The 21,656-nt window shown below is 68.4% G+C and carries 18 protein-coding genes; 7 read left to right on the top strand and 11 right to left on the bottom strand.

Annotated elements, in window-relative coordinates; genetic code table 11:
- Positions 1-1,008 precede the first annotated feature (1,008 nt).
- The gene (locus tag EV651_RS40230) at positions 1,009-1,587 is read right to left on the bottom strand and encodes a nicotinamidase (RefSeq protein WP_133791350.1); all 579 of its coding nucleotides are present in this window, start codon (positions 1,585-1,587) and stop codon (positions 1,009-1,011) included.
- Positions 1,588-1,653: 66 nt separating this feature from the next.
- On the bottom strand, positions 1,654-2,433 hold the full coding sequence (locus EV651_RS40225; protein ID WP_133791348.1) for an SDR family NAD(P)-dependent oxidoreductase: 780 nt from the start codon (positions 2,431-2,433) through the stop codon (positions 1,654-1,656).
- Between the two features lie 92 nt (positions 2,434-2,525).
- On the opposite strand from EV651_RS40225, the gene EV651_RS40220 reads away from it, so the two are divergent.
- Positions 2,526-3,776, top strand: a complete 1,251-nt coding sequence (locus EV651_RS40220; protein WP_133791346.1) for a MalY/PatB family protein — start codon at positions 2,526-2,528, stop codon at positions 3,774-3,776.
- On the opposite strand, the gene EV651_RS40215 is transcribed toward EV651_RS40220, so the two are convergent.
- Genes EV651_RS40215 through EV651_RS40190 form a run of 6 tightly spaced genes read right to left on the bottom strand, consistent with a single transcriptional unit; the run spans position 3,736 to position 9,767 of the window.
- Positions 3,736-4,053 (bottom strand): hypothetical protein, encoded by a 318-nt coding sequence (locus EV651_RS40215; protein ID WP_133791344.1) that lies wholly within the window; start codon positions 4,051-4,053, stop codon positions 3,736-3,738. The genes EV651_RS40220 and EV651_RS40215 overlap by 41 nt on opposite strands.
- The gene (locus EV651_RS40210) at positions 4,050-4,889 is read right to left on the bottom strand and encodes a carbohydrate ABC transporter permease (RefSeq protein WP_133791342.1); all 840 of its coding nucleotides are present in this window, start codon (positions 4,887-4,889) and stop codon (positions 4,050-4,052) included. The genes EV651_RS40215 and EV651_RS40210 overlap by 4 nt, the downstream gene beginning before the upstream one ends.
- Complete coding sequence (locus EV651_RS40205) at positions 4,879-5,832, bottom strand: carbohydrate ABC transporter permease (RefSeq protein WP_133791341.1); 954 nt, start codon at positions 5,830-5,832, stop codon at positions 4,879-4,881. Before EV651_RS40205 ends, EV651_RS40210 begins: the two co-directional genes overlap by 11 nt.
- A complete protein-coding gene (locus EV651_RS40200; RefSeq protein WP_133791339.1) occupies positions 5,832-7,103 on the bottom strand; it encodes a sugar ABC transporter substrate-binding protein in 1,272 nt (423 codons plus the stop codon). Before EV651_RS40200 ends, EV651_RS40205 begins: the two co-directional genes overlap by 1 nt.
- A 25-nt stretch (positions 7,104-7,128) precedes the next feature.
- Positions 7,129-8,727 (bottom strand): FAD-dependent oxidoreductase, encoded by a 1,599-nt coding sequence (locus EV651_RS40195; RefSeq protein WP_133791337.1) that lies wholly within the window; start codon positions 8,725-8,727, stop codon positions 7,129-7,131.
- Positions 8,724-9,767, bottom strand: a complete 1,044-nt coding sequence (locus EV651_RS40190; RefSeq protein ID WP_133791335.1) for a LacI family DNA-binding transcriptional regulator — start codon at positions 9,765-9,767, stop codon at positions 8,724-8,726. Before EV651_RS40190 ends, EV651_RS40195 begins: the two co-directional genes overlap by 4 nt.
- Before the next feature lie 155 nt (positions 9,768-9,922).
- On the opposite strand from EV651_RS40190, the gene EV651_RS40185 reads away from it, so the two are divergent.
- Entirely contained in the window at positions 9,923-12,265 is a 2,343-nt protein-coding gene (locus EV651_RS40185; protein WP_133791333.1) for a hypothetical protein, read from the top strand.
- A 107-nt stretch (positions 12,266-12,372) separates the two neighbouring features.
- Positions 12,373-13,917 carry a fibronectin type III domain-containing protein gene (locus EV651_RS40180; RefSeq protein WP_133791331.1) on the top strand — a complete coding sequence of 515 codons (1,545 nt, stop codon included), beginning with the start codon at positions 12,373-12,375 and terminating at the stop codon, positions 13,915-13,917.
- Between the two features lies 1 nt (position 13,918).
- Here EV651_RS40180 and EV651_RS40175 read toward each other — a convergent pair whose 3' ends face one another.
- Positions 13,919-15,319, bottom strand: a complete 1,401-nt coding sequence (locus tag EV651_RS40175) for an alpha/beta fold hydrolase (protein ID WP_133791329.1) — start codon at positions 15,317-15,319, stop codon at positions 13,919-13,921.
- Positions 15,320-15,419: 100 nt separating this feature from the next.
- Between EV651_RS40175 and EV651_RS40170 the strand changes: the two genes are divergently transcribed.
- Together EV651_RS40170 and EV651_RS40165 are read left to right on the top strand one after the other, a co-directional pair.
- A complete protein-coding gene (locus EV651_RS40170) occupies positions 15,420-16,520 on the top strand; it encodes a sensor histidine kinase (RefSeq protein WP_202870745.1) in 1,101 nt (366 codons plus the stop codon).
- A complete protein-coding gene (locus EV651_RS40165) occupies positions 16,513-17,184 on the top strand; it encodes a response regulator transcription factor (protein ID WP_133791327.1) in 672 nt (223 codons plus the stop codon). The genes EV651_RS40170 and EV651_RS40165 overlap by 8 nt, the downstream gene beginning before the upstream one ends.
- Here the strand turns inward: EV651_RS40165 and EV651_RS40160 are convergent, their stop codons facing one another.
- On the bottom strand, positions 17,185-18,183 hold the full coding sequence (locus EV651_RS40160; protein WP_133791325.1) for a YdcF family protein: 999 nt from the start codon (positions 18,181-18,183) through the stop codon (positions 17,185-17,187).
- A 163-nt stretch (positions 18,184-18,346) separates the two neighbouring features.
- On the opposite strand from EV651_RS40160, the gene EV651_RS40155 reads away from it, so the two are divergent.
- Complete coding sequence (locus EV651_RS40155) at positions 18,347-19,591, top strand: D-arabinono-1,4-lactone oxidase (RefSeq protein ID WP_238157525.1); 1,245 nt, start codon at positions 18,347-18,349, stop codon at positions 19,589-19,591.
- A gap of 167 nt (positions 19,592-19,758) precedes the next feature.
- On the top strand, positions 19,759-21,132 hold the full coding sequence (locus tag EV651_RS40150; protein ID WP_202870744.1) for a PepSY domain-containing protein: 1,374 nt from the start codon (positions 19,759-19,761) through the stop codon (positions 21,130-21,132).
- Here EV651_RS40150 and EV651_RS40145 read toward each other — a convergent pair.
- Positions 21,121-21,606 (bottom strand): MarR family winged helix-turn-helix transcriptional regulator, encoded by a 486-nt coding sequence (locus EV651_RS40145; RefSeq protein WP_133791320.1) that lies wholly within the window; start codon positions 21,604-21,606, stop codon positions 21,121-21,123. The two genes, EV651_RS40150 and EV651_RS40145, sit on opposite strands and share 12 nt — an antisense overlap.
- Positions 21,607-21,656 lie beyond the last annotated feature (50 nt).

Genomic DNA, 21,656 nt, shown 5'->3' with positions numbered 1-21,656 from the left:
TCTTGAGTCCACACAACCCGAGATCATCAAGCGGTGGCCGCCTCGCGTCCGGGACCGCCACACCGCCAGATCACGAACTACGGCTGTCGTACTAGCCGGTACGTCCGGCGGAACGTTTACACTCAGACTCTTCGGCTTCGGGTTAGGGTCGAAGTCGGCGCTGTCTACGACGTATGTCTGACCGGTCCGAGTGGCGTAATCCGCAAGCGCGCGCTGGATCTCTTTGCCGGTTGCTCCTTTGGTCAGCGTTTTCATCGGCGCGACAGGCTTGGGGGTAGGTGCGGTGGCGGCGGGCGCAACGACCGGCTGAACGGTCGGCGACGACTGCAGCTGCTGAGGTTGCATGCCGGGCCGATTAGCGGCGGCACTGAGTAGGGCCGCTACGACGGCTGTTGCCGTCGCAGCACCATGTCGGAACGTCACCAGGGATCCTCCTGACGAGTGGGCGGGCATCCGTTTACACATCGCGCACCCATCGCGAAGCGTTACAGGCAGTTGCAACAACCTGCAACTGGGCTATTCCAAAACCCAGATCCCTTGACTGCTCCAGACTCGATGAGATAGGGACCGCTGCGGGCATGTGGAGGGCACCCGGCGCAGGTAGCGACCTCTCGACGTCATACTCCGGCAGCCGGGCGAAAGATGGGCCGCGGTGACGTCAGGCAATCGCGACGACTCGCGCACCAGTCGCGGCTTCGAAGTGCTGCTTGATGCGATTGGGAGCGCCGAGGACGGATCGTCGTGCCTGTCGGCCTTCGCGCGCTTCCTCGAAGCGACCATCCGCGACGAGGTCTTGATCAGGGCACGAGCCGGCGCCGATGGCAGTCGGTCGTCACACCAGGACGCGCGCCCGCCGGAGGCGGCGACAAGGCGGCCGCCGCGTAGCGGTGTCGGTTGTGTCCGGGCTTCCAGTTCGCTGCGCCGCGGCCGTTCTTGTTGGGGCGAGGTGCGCACCCCGCCGAAGGCGGCAACAGGCAGCCGCCGCGAAGCGGTGTCCTTTGTATCTCCTCAGGTGAGGGTTACGCCGGCGGTGTGGAGGTCGGTTAGGGCTTGTTGGGTGGTGGGATCGGCTACGCCTGCGGTTAGGTGGGTGAGGACCGTTGTGCGGAAGCCTTCTTTGTGGGCGTCTAGGGCGGTGGCTCGGACGCAGTAGTCGGTGGCTATGCCGCAGATGTCGACTTCGGTGACGCTCTTGCTGCGTAGCCAGTCGGCGAGGGTTTGGCCGCCTTCGTGGGACTTGCCTTCGAAGCCGGAGTAGGCGGCTGCGTATTCACCCTTGTCGAAGATTGCGTCGAAGGGCTGGGGATCCAGGTTCGGATGGAAGCTGACGCCGTCGGTGCCGGCTACGCAGTGCCGGGGCCAGGAGTGCACGAAGTCGGGTTCCTTGGAGAAGTGGTCGCCCGGGTCGATGTGGTGGTCCCGGGTGGCCACGACGTACGCGTACTGCCGGTCGTCCGGCTCGGCCTCGTGCCATTTGTGCAGCAGCTCGCCGATCCGGAACGCGACGTCGGCGCCGCCGGGGACGGGCAGGCTCCCGCCCTCGCAGAAGTCGTTCTGCACATCAACCACGATCAGTGCCCGGGTCATCGCGACGCTCCTTCTCCGGAGTACTCCTGAGCCCACCGTACAAGCGCCGACGCCGTCAGTGCTGCATTACGCGGGGATCAGGCTTCCGCCGGTGACGTGCAGGAGTTGGCCCTGGATCGCCTTGGTGCGGGGTGAGGTCAGGAAGAGGATCGCGTCGGCGAGCTCGGACGCGTCCGGGAGGTGCCGGGCGGTGAATCCGGCCGCGATCCGGTCCAGCGCCTGCTTGGGGATGACCCGGTGCGCCCCGTTCTCCAGCGTGATGCCGGGGAGTACGACGTTGACCAGTACGCCGTCCGCGCCCAGATCGTGCTGCAGACTCGCCGCCAGGCCGTGCAGGCCCGCCTTCGCCGCGCCGTACGCCCAGGAACCGCGCATGCCGCGCTCGGCGAGGTCCGTCGAGATCAGCACCAGGCGGCCGTGCTCAGAGGCGCGGAGGGCCGGTGCGACCTGCTGCACGAGGTGGTAGTTCCCCTCGAGGTTGGCCCGGATGATCTCGGTCCACCACTCGACCCGGGAGTCCTCGATCCGCTCCGGCCGGTCGTCGTACCCGAGCGTTCCCCAGGTGACCGCGTTCGCGACCACGGCGTCGAGCCCGCCCCAGTGTTCCACCGTCGATGCGACGGCGGCCGCGATCGTCTCCGGCGCACCGAGATCCAGCTGGACGACGTACGACGTACCACCCGCCTCCTCGACCTCGGAAGCGACCGCCTCGGCCGCGTCCTTCTGCGAGTTGTAGGTGATCGCGACCCGGGCCCCTTCCCGCCCGTAGGCGATCGCGGTCGCCCGCCCGATCCCCGACGACCCACCCGTCACCAGCACCGCGGCATCCTTCAAACCCAGGTCCATGACCCGTCCTCCAGCTATATTGTTAGTCGGCTAAGAAGAAAACTTAGCCGACTAATTAACTTGAAGCAAGCACGGTACGTACCGTGGTTCGTATGCAGCGCCACACCGCCCCCGGCGACGACCACCGCGGCTCCGTCTTCGACGAAGTCGTCGACCGCCGTACGGCGAACTCCGTGAAATGGGCCGCCGGCAACGAACTTCTGAGCCCGGACGAGGTCGCCGCCGACCCGCTGCCGATGTGGGTCGCCGACACCGACTTCAAAGCGCCGCAGGCAGTCCTCGACGCGCTGCATCAAGCGGTCGACCACGGGATCTTCGGCTATCCCGCAGGCCCCAGCGCGAGCTACCTGGACGCGGTCGTCGGCTGGCAGGCGCGCCGGTTCGGCTGGGATGTGCCGTGCGAGTGGGTGCTGCAGACCGCGGGCGTCATCACCACGCTCAAGACCACGGTGCAGGCGTTCTCGGCTCCCGGTGACTCGGTGCTGATCCAGCCTCCGGTCTATGCCCACTTCCACGACGACGTACTGCTCAACGGACGCCACCTGGCCTATGCGCCGCTCCAACGCACGGAGGACGGCTATCGCTTCGACGCCGCCGTCTTCGAGGCCGCGATCAGGCCCGACACGAAGCTGTTCATCCTCAGCCACCCGCACAACCCGACCGGGAACGTCTGGTCCGAGGACGAGCTGCGCGCCATGGGCGACATCTGCGCACGCCACAACGTGCTGGTCATCTCCGACGAGGTCCACCAGGACCTGATCCTGAACCCGGCCAAGCGGCACATCCCGTTCGCCTCGCTCGGACCGGGGTACGCCGCCAACAGCATCACCTGCACCTCGCCGAGCAAGACGTTCAACCTCCCCGGGCTGCAATGCGCCAACGTGTTCGTCGCGGACCGGTGGCGGCGTGCGGAGCTCGCCCGTCAGTACGAGCGCAATGTCTTTCCGGTCGCCAACGTGCTCGGCACTGTCGCGACCGAGGCCGCCTACACCCACGGCGAACCATGGCTCGAGGAGATGCTGACCTACCTGCGCGGCAACCATGCCCGATTCGCGGATGCGGTGAACAGCGCCACCGACATGATCCGCGTGCTGCCGGCCGACTCGCTCTACCTGGCCTGGATGGACTGTCGCGGCCTGGGACTGGACGCTGAGGCCCTCGACAAGTTCATGCTCACGCGAGCCAGGCTCTGGCTGGACAAGGGCCAGAAGTTCGGCCTCGAAGGCCACGGCTACATGCGCGTCAACCTCGGCTGTCCCCGTTCCACCGTCGAGGAGGCGATCGCCCGTCTCATCGCCGCCGTCAGTCGATCGGGCGGCCGGAAAGGTGGGCGAGCTGGGTGAAGAAGGCGCGGTAGACGGGCTCGTCTGACATGGGGATCTCTACCGTGGCCAGTGAGTAGACGCTGCTCATGAGGCGGCCGTAGATGGGCTCGTCCGGGTCCTGGATGTGGGTGAAGTGCAGCAGCATCGCGCGCCGGCGTACCTGCACGTGCACCCTGACCCACTCCAGTGGTGTCCGGTAGCACGCGACGACGCTCTTTCGCTGGAACAGCTCGAAGACGCCGCGATCGACCCGTACCTGCACGTTGCCGCGCTCGAAGACGATTGGCTCGGTCATTTGAGGCCCGAGTGGGCCAGGCCCTCGACGAACTGGCGTTGGGCGATGACGAACACGATCAGGACCGGGAGCACGGTCATGGTGGCGGCGGCGAGTTGTGTGTTCCACATGTCGGCTCCGTACGCGTCGGTGAATCGGGTGAGGGCTTGCGGCAGCGTGAACAGCTCCGGCGAGGTGAGGTAGACGGTGGGTTCGAGGTAGAGGTTCCAGGAGGCGAGGAAGGTCAGAATCGCGACCGCGGACAGGGCCGGCCGGGCGAGGGGCAGGCAGATTCGCCACCAGATCCCCGGGCGGCCGAGGCCGTCGAGCCGGCCGGCTTCCTCAAGCTCGGCGGGCAGGGCGATGAAGAACTGCCGCATGATGAAGCTCGCCAGTACGCACGGCGCCCCGAACGCGGTGACCAGGATCAGCGGCCAGTGGGTGTTGATCAGCCCGGCCCGTTTGAACACCTGGAACAGCGGGACGATCGTCACCTCGCTCGGCACCAGCAGACCGGTCAGCACGACCAGGAACAAGGCGTTGGCGCCAGGGAACCGGATCCGGGCGAAGGCGTAGCCGGCCATGCTCGAGACCAGCAGCGTGATCAGTGTGACCAGTACGGCGATGTAGACGCTGTTCACGTACTGCCTGGCGAACGGCTGGAACGTGGACGCTTCGCCGTACGCCGCCAGCGTCGGATGCTCGGTCCACAACGATGGCGGCGACTTGAAGATCTCGGGCAGCGGCTTGATCGACGCCGCGACCATCCAGATCGTCGGCACCGCGAACGGGACCGCGAGCACGGCGAGCGCTGCCACCAGCAACGCCCGCCGGAGCACCGAGGTTCTACTGTTCATGGAACACCCACTTCCGGCGCAGCTGCCATTGCAGCAGCGTCAGCACCATCACGAAGCTCAACAGCATCAGCGCGAGCGTCGAGCCGTAGCCGATGTCGTTGAACTCGAAGGCCTGCTGGAACACGTAGTACACGAGCACGGTCGTGCTCAGCTCCGGACCACCTCCGGTGAGTACGGCGATCTGCGCGAACGACTGCAGCGCGCCGACGACCGTGATGATCGCGGTCAGCAGCACCGTCGGCGAGATCAGCGGCAGCGTGATCCGCGCGAAGATCGACCTGCTGCCCGCGCCGTCGATCCGGGCCGCCTCGTACAGCTCCGACGGCACGCCCTGCAACGCTGCCAGGAACAGCACCATGTTCACACCGACGCTGCGGACGACCTGGCTGACGACCACCGACAGCATCGCGGTGTCGCCGTGCTGCAGCCAGTTCGGCCCGTCCACGCCGATCGCGTGCAGCAGACCGTTGATGCCGCCGTTGTCCTGCAGCAGGAAGCCCCAGACCAGGGTCCACGCCACCACGGACACCACGACCGGCGAGAAGAACAAGGTCCGGAAGAACGTCGCGCCGCGGAACCGCCGGTTCAGCAGCACGGCGATCAGCAGGCCGAGGGTGATGTTCAGGACCACGACGCCGCCGGAGAAGACGACCGTTGCCAGCAGCACCGATGGTAACTGCGGGTCGGAGGCCAGCGCGGCGTAATGGTCCCCGCCGACGAAGACCTGCTTTCCGGTGAAGACGTTCCACTTGTTCAGGCTGTACCAGATCGCCAGACCGACCGGGATCAGCACGAACAGCAGGACGCCGACGAGCTGTGGTGCGATGAACAGGTACCCCGTCAACACATCTCGCCGGCGCGTGGTCCAGAACGACGGCCTAGGCGCGGATCGGGTCTCGACCGGCGCCCGGTCCGAGTCCGGTGTGGTCGTGAGCGTGGCCATTACTTCGCCAGGATTGGCTGGATCGCGGTGCAGACCGACTTCAGGACGGCGGGGATGTCGGCGTCGGTCTTCCACAGTGCGTCCAGCGCGGTCTTGCCCTTCTGGGCGATCTCGGCCGGGCTGGTGTGGTTGGGCAGGGTGACGGCGTTCGGCAGCTGGTCGACCACGACTTCCTGCAGCTGGGCTGCGGAGAGCTTCTTGTTGTTCTCGGCAAGCTTCGCGCCGGTGAGCAGCGATTTGCGCGGCGGCGGGAAGAACTGGGCCAGCTTCGCCGCGTTGGCCGGATTCGTCAGGTAGGCAAGGAAGTCCGTCGCCTGGTCAGGATGCTTACTGGCGGCAAGAACACCGACACCGGCCTGGCCGAGTACGGCGTACTTGCCGGACGGACCGGCCGGCAGCGGGTACAGGCCGAACTTGAACGACCCGGTGAGCAACGACGCGCGGGAGACCTGGGCGACCGTGAAGGCGGCGTCACCGGCGAAGAAGTCGGCCTTCGTGCCGGGGCCGGGCATCGCGCTGGTCTTGAACGCGGCGTCGTGCAGGAACGTGAACGCGCGCTGCATCTCCGGGCTGTCGAACGTGCAGGTCTTTCCGTCCGCGCTCCACGCCGAGCCGCCGAAGCCGGTCCAGACCGTGGCCAGCGTGTTCCAGGACTTGTAGTCGAAGTCCCGGATCACAAAGCCCGCCTTGCCGGTCTTGGCGTGTACGGCGGCGCCCGCGGCTGCGACCTGGTCCCAGGTCAGCGTCTTCGGGTCGATCTTCTGACCGGCCTTCGCCAGCAGGTCGGTGTTGACGTAAAGGGCGAACGGCGAGTTCGAGAAGGGGTAGGCGTAGAGCTTGCCGTCCCGGCTGAACTCCTTGGTCGCGCTGTCCACCAGGTCGTCGTACTGCCAGCCCTCGGTCGCCTTGAGCTTGTCGGTGAGGCCGACCAGCGCGTCCGAGGCGATCAGGTCCTTCGACAGGTCACCCATCCAGGCCAGGTCGGGCGCGTTGCCGCCGGCGATCTGCGTCGTCAGCGTGGTGTTGTAGTCGGCGAACGGCAGGCTCTCGAAGGTGATCGAGGAGACCTCGGGGTGATCGGCCCGGTAGGCGTCGCCGATCGCGTTGAACAGCTTGAGCTGGTCCTCGTTCGAGGTCCAGACCGTCATCCGCAGCTTGACGTCGGTGGCCTTCGACCCCTCCGCCCCGGTGTCGGACGCTCCGCACGCGGCCGTCAGCGCGGCCGCGGTGGTCAGCGCGAGGGCGCCGAGCACCTTCCTTGCAGTGATCATGATGTGGTCCTTAAAGCTGGGGTGACTAGTAGCCGGCGATCTCGGGCCAGTGGAGCTCGACCCCGGCCTCGCTCAGCCGGCCCTGGAGGCGTTCGACGAGGGTGTCGTCGGTCGCGATCTGCTGCGGGCTCAGGCCGCTCTCGAGGCAGAACGCCACGAGTTCGCCGGCCGATTCGCCGATGTTCCACTCGACCGGATGCAGCCGGTAGGCGCCGTTGGTGATGTGGGTGGTGCCGATGTTCTTGGCGGCCGGCACCAGGTTCTGGGTGGCCACCGGAACCAGCGCGCCGAGCGGGATCTCGAACGGTGCGCACTCGACGTCGATGTAGTTGTCGCCGCCGGTGGAGGGATGGAGGTCGATCCGGTACATCCCGACTCCGACCGAGGCGTCGAACCGGGCCGGACCGTCGTACCCGCGGGCCTTGATCGAGATGTCCTGCTCGCGGACGGTCGTGAGGGCCTTGATCCGGCGCGATTCCCGGATGTACGGCGCCTGCGCGAAGCCGTCCGTGGTGCCGACCAGGTCACCGCGGAGCCGCAGACCGGGCCAGCCGCGACCGCCGTCCGGACGTGGCGCCTCGGTCTGCAGCCAGTACACGTACGCACGGGACTGGGCCTTCGCGGCCAGCAGGTGTACGGCGCGGTCGTCGGTGTCGATGATCGAGCCGCCGACGTAGTCGAGCTGCGGCCAGTTGGCGAGCACGATGTCGCTGTCGTAGAAGCCGTCGGCGAAGTTCTGCCGGGCGGCGATCCGGCGGAACTGCCACAGGTCGCGGTCGCCGGGATCGAAGCGCGGGTCGCCCCAGTGGTCGTCGACCGGGTTGACGTTCATCGTCCGTGCTTGCGGTACCAGCGTTCGCGGGTTCGGGGCGACGAAGGACAGCATCGGCGCGCCCCAGTACGGCAGCTCGAACGAACGCCAGAAGTCGTAGTCGTCGGGCCGCGCGATCGTGTGGTCGCCGTCGACGTGGTCGAAGACGAAGCACCACGCGATCGACTGCACGTTGGAGGGATCCGCGACCTCGGCGGCGCTCGGCTCACCGGTATCGGCTCGCGCTTCGGCGCCGACGGCGTACTCCGTGCCGGTGAGTGGCAGCAGGTCGCCGGTCTCGGTCCCGTCGACGACGAACTCGGCGGAGATCACGGTCTCGGCCCCGGTCGTCGGATCCGCGACCGTGACGGTGCGAACGACGCCGTCGGTCACCTCGGCCGCGATCGGCACGCAGGGTTGCAGAACGGTCAGGCGGCCGGTCGATCGGTATGGGGCGAGCAGTGCGGTGATGACCGCGTCGGCCACGCGAGGCTCGTGGCACAAGGCGCTGACCCGGCCACGGCCCGGATTCAGCTGTCGATGCGCGCGGGCGGCGTCGGTCAGCGGGTAGTGGTTGCGGTAGTAGCGGCGAATGCCTTCGCGGAGTGCGCGGTACCGGGCGGTGACGCCGAATTGCTCGACCCAGATGTGCTCGTCGGGCGGCACCGCCTGCGAGGTGAGCTGTCCGCCGAGCCACGCGTACTCCTCGGTCATCACCACCCGCCGGCCACGCTGCAACAGAGCCAGCGCGGCGGCGACGGAGCCGAGGCCGCCCCCGATGATCGCGACCTCGGTCGAAAGGCGGTCGGTCATGAGTCGGTCCGTTCGACGATGGTGGCGCCCGGCTCGACCTCGGAGTCGAGGTGCCGCCTGGTCTCGAGGTCGGTCCACTCCTGCGGTTCGGTCGAGATCAGCAACTGGAGCAGGTCGAGCGCCTCGGCCGCGAGTTGTTCCCTCGGGACGTGGAAGCCCGCGAGCGGCCGGCCGGCGATCCGGTGACCGCGCACCTCGCCGAGCGCCGCGACCGAGATCTCGTCGGGTACGGCGACTCCCGCGGCCGTCAGCGCGTGCACGGCATCCTCGATCAGGAACGCGTCCTCGGCGATGATCACGGTCGCGCCGGTGGCCTGCGCCAGCCGGGGCAGGTCAGCGATCCGCTCCTCACCGACCAGCAGGAAGGCGAGCCGTCCGTCCGCGGAGGCGGCCTCGACGGCACCGCGACGGTCCCGGGCCGCGGGCGTGTCCCGGCCGCGGTGCACGTAGAGCGCCTGCTGGTGACCGGCGGCCGCTGCCTGGTCGATCAACGCCGTGGCCGGCGTGATGTAGTCGATGGCGACGTACGGCACCGGGGCGGCGGTCTCGTCCCGGCGGCCGATGGCGACGAACGGGAACTGTTCGGCGACCAGTCGCTCCAGTTCGGAGGCGACCATCTGCTGGCCGAGCAGCACGCAGCCGTCGGTCAGCCGCAGCCGGGTCTTGCGGTGGAACAGGCTCCGGGTGCCGTCCTCGACCGGTGACGACGTGAAGAACAGCAGGTCCCAGCCGATCCGCTCGGCGGCGCGCTCGATCCCGTTCAGCAACGGCCCGTAGAAGTCCATGCTCTCGGGGGACAGCGCGGCCTCGTAGGTGAAAACGCCGATGATCTGATTGTCCAGGCCGGCCAGGCGGCGGGCCGCCGGGTCCGCGACGTACGTCAGTTGCTCGATCGCCTTCTTGACCCGCGCGCGGGTCGCCTCGGGGATCCGAACTCCTGTCCCGTCGCGGTCGTTCAGCACCACCGACACCGTGGTCTGACTGACGCCGGCGATCTCGGCGATCTCGCGCTGGGTGACCCGGCGAGGTTTCGGTGCCATCGTTCCTCCGTCGTGATAATGCCTATCTTCAGCAAGCTGCGGCGACCATAGCCCAGCCGAAGTCGGTAGCGCAATGACCTCTTGACGTCGGAGTTCCGGACTGGGAACGTTCCGACCATCGAATCTGAAGATACGCATTATCAAAGGAGTAGTCGATGACCTCCACCCTCAGTCGCCGCAGCCTGCTCGGCGCGGCGCTCGCGGCCGGCGTCGTCCTGGTCGCCGAAGCGACCCCGATCAGCGCGTTCGCCGCGGCCGGTGACGTGACCCTGACGGCCGGCGGCATCAGCCTGCTGGCCAGTCCCGGCGGCCGGCTCGCGATCCGTGACGCTGGTGGCGTCACGCGGTCGGTCGGGTCGAAGTTCCAGGTAAAGGACAGCGTCGCCGGCGTCCTGACCTCCACCGGCGGGACCCCGACGCTGAGCGCGCTCGCGGACGGTACGCCGGCGATCCGGATGGACTACACCTTCGACGCCGCCGCCGGCTCGACGGTCGTCACCGGCTGGTTCAGTGTCAGTACGTCGCATGCCCGGCTGGAATGGCGGATCACTGGGCCGAGCACGCTGCTCCCGGACGGGTTCCTCTTCAGCCGCGCGATCCAGGCGCCGACCGCGCCTGACGACTACATCGCGATCACCGAATGGGTCCGCGACGCGGGCGGCGGCATCCCGTACGAGGACACCGTCGGGGTTGCGCACACTTCGACGTGGAGCTCCAGCCTGCACGGTCTGTTCCTGCTGGAGCGCTCCCGGCAGTCGTGGACGAACGCGACCTGGGTGCACGCACCGGGCGTGGTGGATCCGGCCGGCGGCTGGACCAGCCGGGCCGACTTCTTCTTCTCCGAGACCCGCCCGTCGGCCACTGCCGCCATTGGCCGCGGCCGGGAGCTCGGGATCGAGCTCACCACCAACAGCGACTTCAACCTGTACGAGTCGGCCGGTGCACCGATGGCGCTCACCGCGCTGGTGGCCAACGGCGGCGCGGCCAAGTCGGTCGAGCTCGAGCTCTGGATGCGCAGCTTCGACGGTGTGCTGCTGGCATCAACGACCGTGACGGGAAGCGTCACCGCGGCCGGTACCTGGCAGCACACCTTCAACCTGACCGCGCCGGCCAGTGGGATCGCACTGGCTGAGGTGGTGGTCCGGTCCGGCGATGACGAGGCGTTCGCGCGGACCAATTTCGCCGTACTGCCGACGTACGACTATCAGGCCGGTACGGACAGCATGTTCGGGATCGCCAACTACCCGTGGCTCCAGCGGCCGAGCGCCGACGCCGTACTCGATCTGTGGCAGCGAGCCGGCATCAGTCTGGTCCGGATCGCGTACGACGGTGGGCCCGGGTTGCCGCCGTCCGCGTTCGACGCGCGCGGGATGCGGCACAACATCGAGCTGCAGCCGTCATTGACCGTGCCCGACGCCGAGGCGGCCGCCTGGGCCGCGGACAAGCTGGCCGTGGCGGCCGGTGCGGGTGCGGGGTACTTCGAGGTGGGCAACGAACTGAACCGGCCTTTCAACACCGGGGATGCCGCGCAGGCCTATCTGGACAAGGTGATGCGGCCGGTGTTCAACCGCCGGGCCGTCACTGGCGACACCGTGAAGCTGATGAACAACGGGCTGGCCGGGATGGACAAGCCGTGGGTGGAGAACTTCATCGCTGCGGGCGGCTGGGATCTGATCGATGCCTTCGCCTATCACCCAGGTCGCGGCAACTTCACGCCCGACTACATCCCACCGGGCGATGACTGGGGCACTGGCTCCACCGGGGCCTACTGGAACTTCTACGGTGGCCTGAAACAGTTGAAGGCGCTGATGGCGCAGCACGGTGAGAAGGAGATCTGGCTGACGGAGGCGTACGCCGCGACCAAGCCGAACAGCTGGTGGCACGACACATACCGGCATGCTGCGGAGAACGTGTTGTTGACATTGGCGCTCGCCAAGGCCGAGGGGATTCGGTGCGTGTGCTGGTACCAGTTCCACGACAGCGTGCTCGGGATGCCGCAGATCGCCGACCCGGACAACGTGGAGTACCACTTCGGCCTGATGAACCGCGATCTGAGCCCGAAGCCGTCGCTGCTCGCGTACGCGACGGCGGCCCGGGTGCTCGACCAGGCCGTCTTCGGTGGGCATTTGACGTTTGCCGATCCGCTGACGTCCGGCCTGTGGTTCGACACCCCGGACGGGCCGGCGGTGGTGCTGTGGAACCGGGCCGACGGGTACATCCTCAACACCGCGGGCCAGCGCACCGATTGGCACTTCCCGGCACCCGAGGTCTGGGTCGACCCGTGGCCGACCAAGACGCCGCTGACAGTCTCCGCGAGTTCCGCCGTACGAGAGCTGGATGCGATCGGGCAGGCACGGATGTTGCCCGTCACCAATGGCAACGCGACGCTGACCCTCGACGGCGCACCCCGGATCTACTACGGCCTGATCCCGCATGCCAGCGGCGCCGGCACCCACACCCTGGCCGGCTGCCGGCCCGGCCGCCGCTACCGCAGTTGACCCCGGGCCGCGAGGTGCGTGTGCCGACAGTTATCGTTTGACCGCGCATTGTCATCGGATCATGGGGTCGGCATCTTCCGCCGGAGCGGGCCCTTGGGGGTTTGCTCATGAAGAAGGCCGTTCTGGCTGTCGTCACCGCTGCGGCGGTTGGTGCTGCCGCACTCGTTCCGTCCGGTCCCGCTGTTCAGGCGGCTACTGCTACGGCGGCCGCTAGCGCGCCGCGTGGGTTCGGGTCCGCGCTGTCGTCGGTGCAGCAGGCGGCCTGGCAGACGAACGCGAGCATCAACACGCTCGCCGTCGCGGGGAACCTGGTGTTCGCCGGCGGTCTGTTCACTCGGGTCCGGCCGCCGGGGAAGGCCCGTGGCGTCGGGGACGTGGCGCGGAAGTACTTCGCGGTGTTCGACCGGACCACCGGCGTACCGACGCGGTTCGCGCCGCAGGTCAACGGGCCGGTGTGGAGCGTCGCGACCTCTCCGGACGGCCGGTACGTCGTGATCGGCGGCGACTTCACGGTCGTCGACGGGGTGCCGCGGTCGCGGGTGGCGATGTTCGATGTTGCGAGCGGCAAGCTGGTGGCCGGCTGGGATCCGGTGGTGAACTACCGGGTCGCGGCGCTGAAGGTCTCCAGCAGCACCGTCTACCTCGGCGGCTCGTTCGGATCGGTGGACAAGGTGGCCCGCGCGCGGGTGGCCGCGGTCAGCCTGAACAGCGGTGCGCTGCTGGCCTGGAGTCCGAACGCGAACGACGACGTCCATGCGATCGAGCTGTCGGCCGACGGCAAGCGGGCGTTCGTCGGCGGCGGGTTCACCCGGATCGGCGGCCGCGACGTGCACGCGCTCGCGATGGTGAACGCCGCCACCGGCGCCGCGCTCCCGATGCCCGCCGCGGCCGCGATCCCACCGAAGTCCGAGGAGTGCGACAGCCGGGTCAAGGACCTCGAAGTTCAAGGAAACAAGGTCTTCGCGTCGAACGCCGGCACGCTCAGCGTGGGTTGCTACGACGGCGTGCTGGCGGCTGACGCCACGACCGGCAAGCTGCTCTGGCAGAGCAAGTGCCGTGGTGCGACCGAGGCGATCAAGGCGATCGGGAACTGGCTGTACAAGGGTTCGCACGCCCACGACTGCAGCGCGGACGGAGCGTTCCCCGACAAGACCGGGATGCACCACTTCCTCGTCTACAGCGCGATCACCGGGAAGCTCGGTCCGTGGTTCCCGAACGCGACCGCCGGCGGCACGACCCTTGTCGGTCCGCTCGCGTTCGCGTCCGGCGGCAACGACCTCTGGGCGGGCGGCGACTTCACGAAGGTGAACGGCGTACCGCAAGAAGGGCTGACCCGGTTCACGAACGCGCCGGGTGGTGCGGCGCCGGCGCGACCGGCCGCGCCCAAGGTCGCCAGCGCGCGGGTGAACAAGGTGACGATCGCCTTCCCGACCGTGCTCGACCGCGACAACCTCACCCTCACCTACCTCGTGTACCGCGGCAGCACGCGGATCGGCAGCTGGTCTCGTACGTCGAACTCCTGGACGAAGCCGACCGTCACCTCGGTCACCGACTCCGGCCTGACCAGCGGCCAGAAGCTGTGGTACCACGTCGAGGTCAGCGACGGCCGCAACGTCCAGAAGAGTCCGTCAGTCTCCGTCCGCGTCCGCTAGCTCAGCAGCGCGTTCCGCGGGGCGGTACGACGAGATCGGCCAGGTAGGCGTCGATCTTGGTGCGGGCGCAGTCGTTGGACATGTACAGCGTGTGTCCGGGGCCGTCGTGGTAGATCCCGCCGCTGCCCGGGACCTGGTCGATCACTCGGGTCGCGGAGTCGTACTCGCTCCAGTTGCCTGCCATCAGCAGCGGCGGCAAGCCGTCTGGTAGCGCGGCGGGTTGATTGCGGACCGGCACCGGCCATCCGACACAGTTCAGCATCGGCAGCAGGATGGTGCCGGCGGCCCCGGTGTAGTGCGCGGCGGCCTCCATGCGTCGTACCTGCTGCTGGAGTTGGCGTTGACTGGTCGGATGCGGCCAGTCCGTGCACTCCACGACGCCCGGTGACGGCGCCGACGGGAACGGCGCGTTCGGGGGCGCCGGTACGAAGCCGGATGCGTCACCGGTCGTCGCAGCCTTCCTGAGCGCGGCCAAGAGCGTCGGGTACGACGCCTCACCGAGACGTGCGAGCCGCAGTCCGGTCCAGCGGATCTCGTTGCCGTCGTACGTCGTACTCCCGGCCGGCAGCGGATTACGCTGCGCTCGCGCCACCACCTGCTGCCACAGCGAGGCGCAGTCTTCTTGCCCACGGCACCAGTCGAAGAAGCGGGTCATGAAGGTCTGCACGTCACGCGCGAGTCGGGTCAGTTCGCGGTCCCAGTTGGCGGTGCTGTGGTTCCAGGTGCCGTCGAGGACCAGCGATCGCACGCGCTCCGGGAACAGTCCGGCGTACGCCTGCCCGATGAAGCCGCCGTACGACGCTCCGTAGAAGTTCACCTTCGACTCGCCGAGCGCGCGCCGGATGGCCTCGAGGTCGCGCGCGTGGCTCGCGGAGTCCATCGCCGCGAACAATTGCGGATCCTTCGCCTGGCACTTCTCCACAATCGCCCGGTTGGCGGCGGAGAGGGCGTCGAACTCGGCCTGGTTGCGCGGTACTCGCGGCTGTCGTGCGCCGGTCCACTCACACGGAAGATTGGTGCTCAGACCCGGGGCGTTGGGGCCGCCGCGCAGATCCCAGGTGACGATGTCCATATTCTGCCGGAGACCGGCGAAGGCCGCCGCGCCGCCGTACGACCGCATCAGGTCGATGCTGATCCCGATCGGTCCGCCGAGGTTGACCAGCACGGATCCATGGGGTTTCGGGGCGGTCGACGGCAACCGGCCGAGGGTCAGCGTGAGCTGGCGGCCGCCTGGACGGTCCCAGTCGACCGGGACCTGCAAGGTCGCGCACTCGATGCCGACGTCGCCCGGCCCGCCGGGACACTCGCCCCAATCGAGGGCGGGTGTTGCCTGGGCTGGTGGAGTGAGGGCGGCGTTGAGTGCCAGCAGGACGCCGGCCGCCAGGGCAAGTGGTTTCAGCATCCGGACACGCTCTCGTGGATCCCCGCGCCGCACATCGGACCACAGGCCGACGGACTCCGGTCCGAGGTGGTGATCCGTCGGCTCGGCTAGGTTCTGTCTGGTGTCAGAGGAGTACGGATTGAGCCGGCGACAGTTGATCGTCGCGGACTGCGTCGTCGCGGCCGGGTACGCCGTTCTCGTCCTGCTCACCTCGTCCACCGGGCCCGGGCTCGTCGCGATCGGACTCGGACTGCCGATCGCGGTACGGCGAATCTGGCCGGTCCCTGCCCTCACCGTGGTGGCCGTGATGTCGATGGGCGCGTTCGTAGTCGACGCATTGCGCGATCCACTGCTCGCTGCCGCCTACGTCCTGTACGTCGTCGCGCTCACGAGGTCATCGAACCGCCCGTTGTCCAGCCGCCGCCTGATCGCCGTGGCCGGCGCTGTCGGCTTCGTCGTACTCTTCCTCGCCATGGCGGCCGGCGCACCGGCCGGTCAGTCCCGCGCCGCGCTTGTGCTCACCGGCGTCGCCGCGTTGTACGGCGCTTGGGTGCTGGGACAGGTCGTCCGCGACCGACGGGCTGCCGCAGCCCGCGCGGCGCAGGTCCTGGCCGAGCAAGCCGTGGCTGCCGAGCGATTGCGGATCGCCCGCGAGCTGCACGACATCGTTGCCCACAGCATGGGACTGATCGCGGTCAAGGCCGGCGTCGCGAATCATGTGCTGCGGGTGCGTCCCGAGGAGGTGTCCGACGCGTTGTCGGTGATCGAGTCCACGAGCCGGGACGCCCTGGTCGAGCTCCGGCACATGCTTGGCCTGTTGCGGCCCTCCGGCGAACCGGTGGAGCTCGCACCACCCGCGGGCCTCGCGGCGCTGCCGGATCTGGTGAGCCGGGTCGAGTCGACCGGCGTTCAGGTCGAGTTGAAGGTCGCCGTACCAGAGCCGCTGCCGGAGGCCGTCGATCTCACCCTCCACCGGATCGTCCAGGAGTGCCTGACCAACGTCACCAAGCACGCCCGCGCCGCCCGCTGCCAGATCACGATCACCGGCGCCGCGAACGCCGTACAGCTCGAGGTTTCCGACGACGGTGCAGGTGGTGCGGTGGTGGAAGGACACGGCTTGATCGGGATCCGGGAGCGGGTGAGTGTGTACGGCGGCTCGTACCGTGCCGGACCGCGCGCGGGTGGCGGCTTCGAGGTCGTCGTACGGCTGCCGTATGAGTGAGATCCGAGTGCTGGTCGCCGACGACCAGGCATTGCTGCGCGGCAGCTTCCGCGTGCTGATCGACACCACGCCCGGCCTGACGACGGTCGGCGAGGCAGCGGACGGGATCGAGGCGGTCGAGCTCGCGCGACGCGAACGGCCGGACGTCGTACTGATGGATGTCCGGATGCCGAGGCTGGACGGGATCGAGGCGACCCGGCGGATCTGCTCCGCGCCGGAGACAGCCGGGACCAAGGTGCTGATCCTGACGATGTTCGACCTCGATGACGCCGTGTACGCCGGTCTGCGCGCCGGGGCGAGCGGGTTCCTGCTGAAGGACGTCCCGCCTGTCGAGTTGCTGCAGGCAATCAACGTCGTCGCGGCGGGGGAGGGATTGCTGGCGCCCTCGATCACCCGCAGGCTGATCGCCGAATTCGCGCGGCTGGCCGAGCCGGGACAGGCGCCCCTGACCGGTCTCGACGGCGTGACCGACCGCGAACGGGAGGTGCTGTCGCTGATCGCCCGCGGCCTGTCGAACGACGAGATCTGCAACCACCTGCACGTCGGCCGCGGCACCGTGAAGACCCACATCGGCCACCTCCTGGCCAAACTGCACGCCCGCGACCGAGCCCAACTGGTAATCGCCGCCTACGAGTCCGGCCTGGTGCAACCACGCCGACGGTGACTAGAGGTGCGACAGGATGGCGGTGAGGGCGATCAGGAGGCAGATGGCGCCGTTGATGTACGGGTGGCCGGCGAGGATCGCGACGAATTCGCGGATGGTTGCCGTGGGCCAGTAGTACGCGGCGGTGGGGGAGCCGATGACCTGGCCGTTGACCTTCGCCTTACGGGCGGTGAGTGCGGCGCGGAAGGCGTGGAAGTTGTTCGTGACGATCAGGCAGCGGTACTGCGGTCGCAGATCGATCATCAGGTCCCGGCTGAACGTCAGGTTCTCCCAAGTGGTCGTCGACTTGTCCTCGCGGATGATCTGGTTGTCGGGGACGCCGCGTTCGACCAGGTACGCCGCCATCGCGTGCGACTCGGGCAGGTCCTCACCCGGACCCTGGCCGCCGGATGTGACGAGCTGCGGCGAGCGACCCTTGCGGAGCGCGCGTTCGTACACCTGCTGGGCGCGGTCGAGGCGACTGGCCAGCAACGGCGTGACCCGCGAGCCCATCAAGCCCGAGCCGAGGACGACGACGAAATCCACCTTCCGCGAAGAACGGACCCGGCTGTAGACGAACGCGTACACCAGGAAGCAGAGGAACAGGAACGAGATGTAGGTCAGGATGCCGAGCAGCACCGACCGTACGACGGCCAGCGGTTCCCAGCCGATCTTCTGCACCAGCACGCTGAAGATGACGAAGCCGATGATCCCGAGCCCGACCAGCAGCGACAGCAGGTTGGACAGCCGCCGGCGCTCCCGGCGCAGCATGGTGACGCCGTTGATCACCAGGAACACCGCGAGCACGGCGATCGTCAACGGGACCGCGACCAGGACCGCAACTACCAGGACCTTGGCGGCGGTCTGACTGACCGTCTCGACCGCGAAGATCAGCCCGAGGCCGGTGAACATCAACGCGAGGACCAGGAAGATCCCGTTCTTGAACAGCCGCCGGTCCCGCAGGAAGCTGACGCCGAAGACGAGGAACCAGAACCCGGCGATACCGAAGCAGATGGCCATCGCGCGCCATCAAACCACTGTCCGTAGCCGCGGGTGCGCCTCCCACGCCGACGCACACCCGAGGTGGGCGAGGCTCGATGGCTGGACGGCGTCGGGTGTCCGGGCGGCTGGTGTGCGAGGCTGCGGGGGACGGGTCGTGCAGGTCGAGAGAGGTGAGGTCGGCGTGGGTGCTGTGACCAACTGGGCGGGGAACGTCAGCTTTGCGAGTGAGCTGCAGCGGCCCCGGACGATCGAGGAGTTGCAGGAGTTGGTCGCGGCGGCCGAGAAGGTGCGGGTGCTGGGGACCGGGCACTCGTTCAACCGGATCGCCGACAGCACCGGCACGCTGGTCAGCGTCGCGGACCTGCCGAAGGTGATCGAGGTCGGCGACGGTGGCGTGACGGTGTCGGCCGGGCTGCGGTACGGCGAGGTCACGGCGCCGCTGCAGGCCCAGGGACTGGCGTTGCACAACCTCGGCTCGCTGCCGCACATCTCAGTGGCCGGTGCGTGCTCGACCGGGACGCACGGGTCCGGTGACGCCAACGGTCCGCTGGCGGACGCGGTCAGCGCGATCACGTTCGTGAACGCTTCCGGTGAGCTCGTCACGTTGACCCGGGACGACGAGGACTTCGCCGGCTCGGTCATCTCGCTCGGTGCGCTCGGGGTGACCGTGAGCATGACGCTCGACGTACAACCGGCGTACCAGATCAGCCAGGTGGTGTACGACGGTCTGCCGGTGGAGCGGCTCGGGACGGACCTCGACGCGGTGATGGGGAGCGCGTACAGCGTGAGTGCGTTCACCGACTGGGTGGATCCGGACGTGATGGTGTGGCGTAAGCGGCGAGAGCTGACCGCGCCCGATCCGAAGTGGCTGGGCGCGACGCTCGCCGACGGGCCGCGGCACCCGATCAAGGTGATGCCGGCCGACTACGCGACCCAGCAGGGCGGGGTCGCGGGACCGTGGAACGAGCGGCTGCCGCACTTCCGGCTCGAGTTCACGCCGAGCAACGGGGACGAGCTGCAGTCGGAGTACTTCGTCCCGCGCGAGCGGGCCGCCGAGGCGTTCGACGTACTGCGGGCCTTGGGCAACCGGTTCGCGCCGGTGATCCAGGTGTCGGAGGTCCGGACGATCGCCGCCGACGACCTGTGGCTGAGCCCGAGCCAGGGCCGGGACACGGTCGCGCTGCACTTCACCTGGGTCCAGGACGAAACCGCCGTCCGCCCGGTCGTCGCCGCCTTGGAGGAGCGGCTGGCGCCACTGGACGCGCGCCCCCACTGGGGCAAGGTCTTCGCCGCCGACGCCACCACCTTGGCCGAGCGCTACCCGAAGGTGAAGGACTTCACCGCCCTCGCGGCGAAGTACGACCCGGCCGGCAAGTTCCGCAACCCCTACCTGGACCAGTACCTGCCTCTCAGCACGCAGGGGTAACGGAGAGCAAAGAGAAACCTCACGGCAACCGGGTTGGTCGTCGGGGGCAACAGGCACACGCCACAGTGACGGGGTGTTTCGGATCGTTGACGCTCCGTCCTGAGAGGTGTGCCGTGTCTGCTTCTGAACAGTCTGTGCGACCTGTGCGACATGGTGGAGTTCGGCCGTTGCTGGTCCGTTTGCACTTCTATGCGGGGATCCTGGTCGGCCCGTTCCTCCTCCTGACGGCGCTGACCGGGTTCCTCTACGCGTTGGCCCCGCAGATCGAGAACGCGCTCTACCGGGACACGATCTCCGTCAAGAGCTCGGGGACGACGGTGCCGATCGGCGACCAGGTGGCGGCTGCCCGGGAGCGTCAACCGGAAGGCACGCTGGTCGCCGTACGTCCGGCGGCCGGTCCGGGAGACACCACCCGGGTGCTGTTCGACGTACCCGGACTCGCTGAGTCGGAACGCCTTGCGGTGTTCGTGAATCCGGGCAACGCACAGGTCACCGGCGAGCTGGTTGCCTATGGCTCCAGTGGTGCCTTGCCGTTCCGCACCTGGCTGTCGCGCCTGCACGCGAACCTGCACCTCGGTGACGTCGGGCGGAACTACAGTGAGCTGGCCGCATCGTGGTTGTGGCTGATCGCCCTGGCGGGGTTGGTGCTGTGGTTCACCGGACGCCGGAGCGGATCGCGCTGGCGGGTGGAGCGATCCGGCAGCGCACGACGCCGTACGTTGTCGTGGCACGGAGTTCTCGGGACGTGGGTGATCCTCGGGATGCTGTTCCTGTCGGCGACCGGTCTCACCTGGTCGCGTTTCGCCGGCGCGAACGTGACGGACCTGAAGGCCTCGCTGGACTGGAAGACGCCGACGGTCAGTACGGCGCTCACCGACGCCGACCACGCGGGTCACCAGGGACACACGTTCCCCGGCGGCGAGGTGGACCCGGCGGTCGACGAATGGACCCAAGCGTTGCAGTCCGCCCGCTCGGCCCAGCTCGACGGGCCGGTGGAGATGGTGGCGCCGAAGGAGTCCGGTACGTCGTTCGTGGTCAGCGAGATCGGGAAGGCCTGGCCGACGCAGGCCGACTCGGTCGCGGTCGACCCGATGTCGGGGAAGGTCGTCGACGTCGTCCGGTTCGAGGACTACCCGATCGGGGCGAAGCTGTCGCGATGGGGGATCGACGCGCACATGGGCCTGCTGTTCGGCCTGGTCAACCAGATCCTGCTGCTGATCGTCGCCGGGACCGTCGTCGCGTCGGTGATCTGGGGCTACCGGATGTGGTGGCTGCGCCGGCCGACGCGCGGACACGCGTTGCGGTTCGGTCGTCCGGCCCGGCGTGGTGCGTGGCGGGGAATCCCCGTGCTCGCTGTGGTCGGAATGCTCGCCCTTGCGGTGGGGGTCGGGATGTTCCTGCCGTTGCTCGGGATCAGCCTGGCCGCATTCGTGGTGATCGATCTGCTGATCGGGCTCTACCGCTGGCGGCAGACCGGCACGACGGAGCCGTCGCCGGACGAGCCGGTGGCGGAGGCCGCGGCGGACGAGCTACTCGTGTAACAGCGGCTCGAGGGTCGCGGTGATCGTCCAGAGCAGGTTTCGCATGACCCGGCGGTCCTCGGGCGACAGCTGGGCCAGGGCGCGGCGGCCGGCGCGGTCGTAGATCTCCTGAACGGTGTGGGCGAGCTCGACGCCGCGGTCGGTCAGCTCGATGCCTACCTGGCGGGCGTCGGTAGTGCTCTTCACCCGGCGGACCAGGCCGGCGGCTTCCATCCGCTGGGTGGTCTTGGTTGCCGTCGGCACCTCGACGTCCAGGACCTTCGCGAGCCGGGCGACCGGGAGCGAACCGTGGTGCAGGAGCTTGGCGAGCACCAGCTCCTGCCCCGTGTGCAACACGGTCCCCGCCAACTCCTCCGCGATCGCCTTCCGGGTCGCGCGCTCCGCGAACCGCAAGGCGATCAGGACATCCGCCTCATCGGCCGGCGCATCCGGCGACCACTCGCCGTGCTCACCTGCATCGCGCGTGGAGGTCATGAGTCCCAGCCCCATGACCACGCCGGCGCCGAAGGCCCGGCCGAAAGCGC

This window comes from Kribbella sp. VKM Ac-2571, from assembly GCF_004362255.1.
In the GTDB taxonomy this organism is placed as follows: Bacteria; Actinomycetota; Actinomycetes; order Propionibacteriales; family Kribbellaceae; genus Kribbella; species Kribbella pratensis.
The sequence above is the reverse complement of the archived record's forward strand: the minus strand, read 5'-3'. Positions and strand labels throughout refer to the sequence as shown.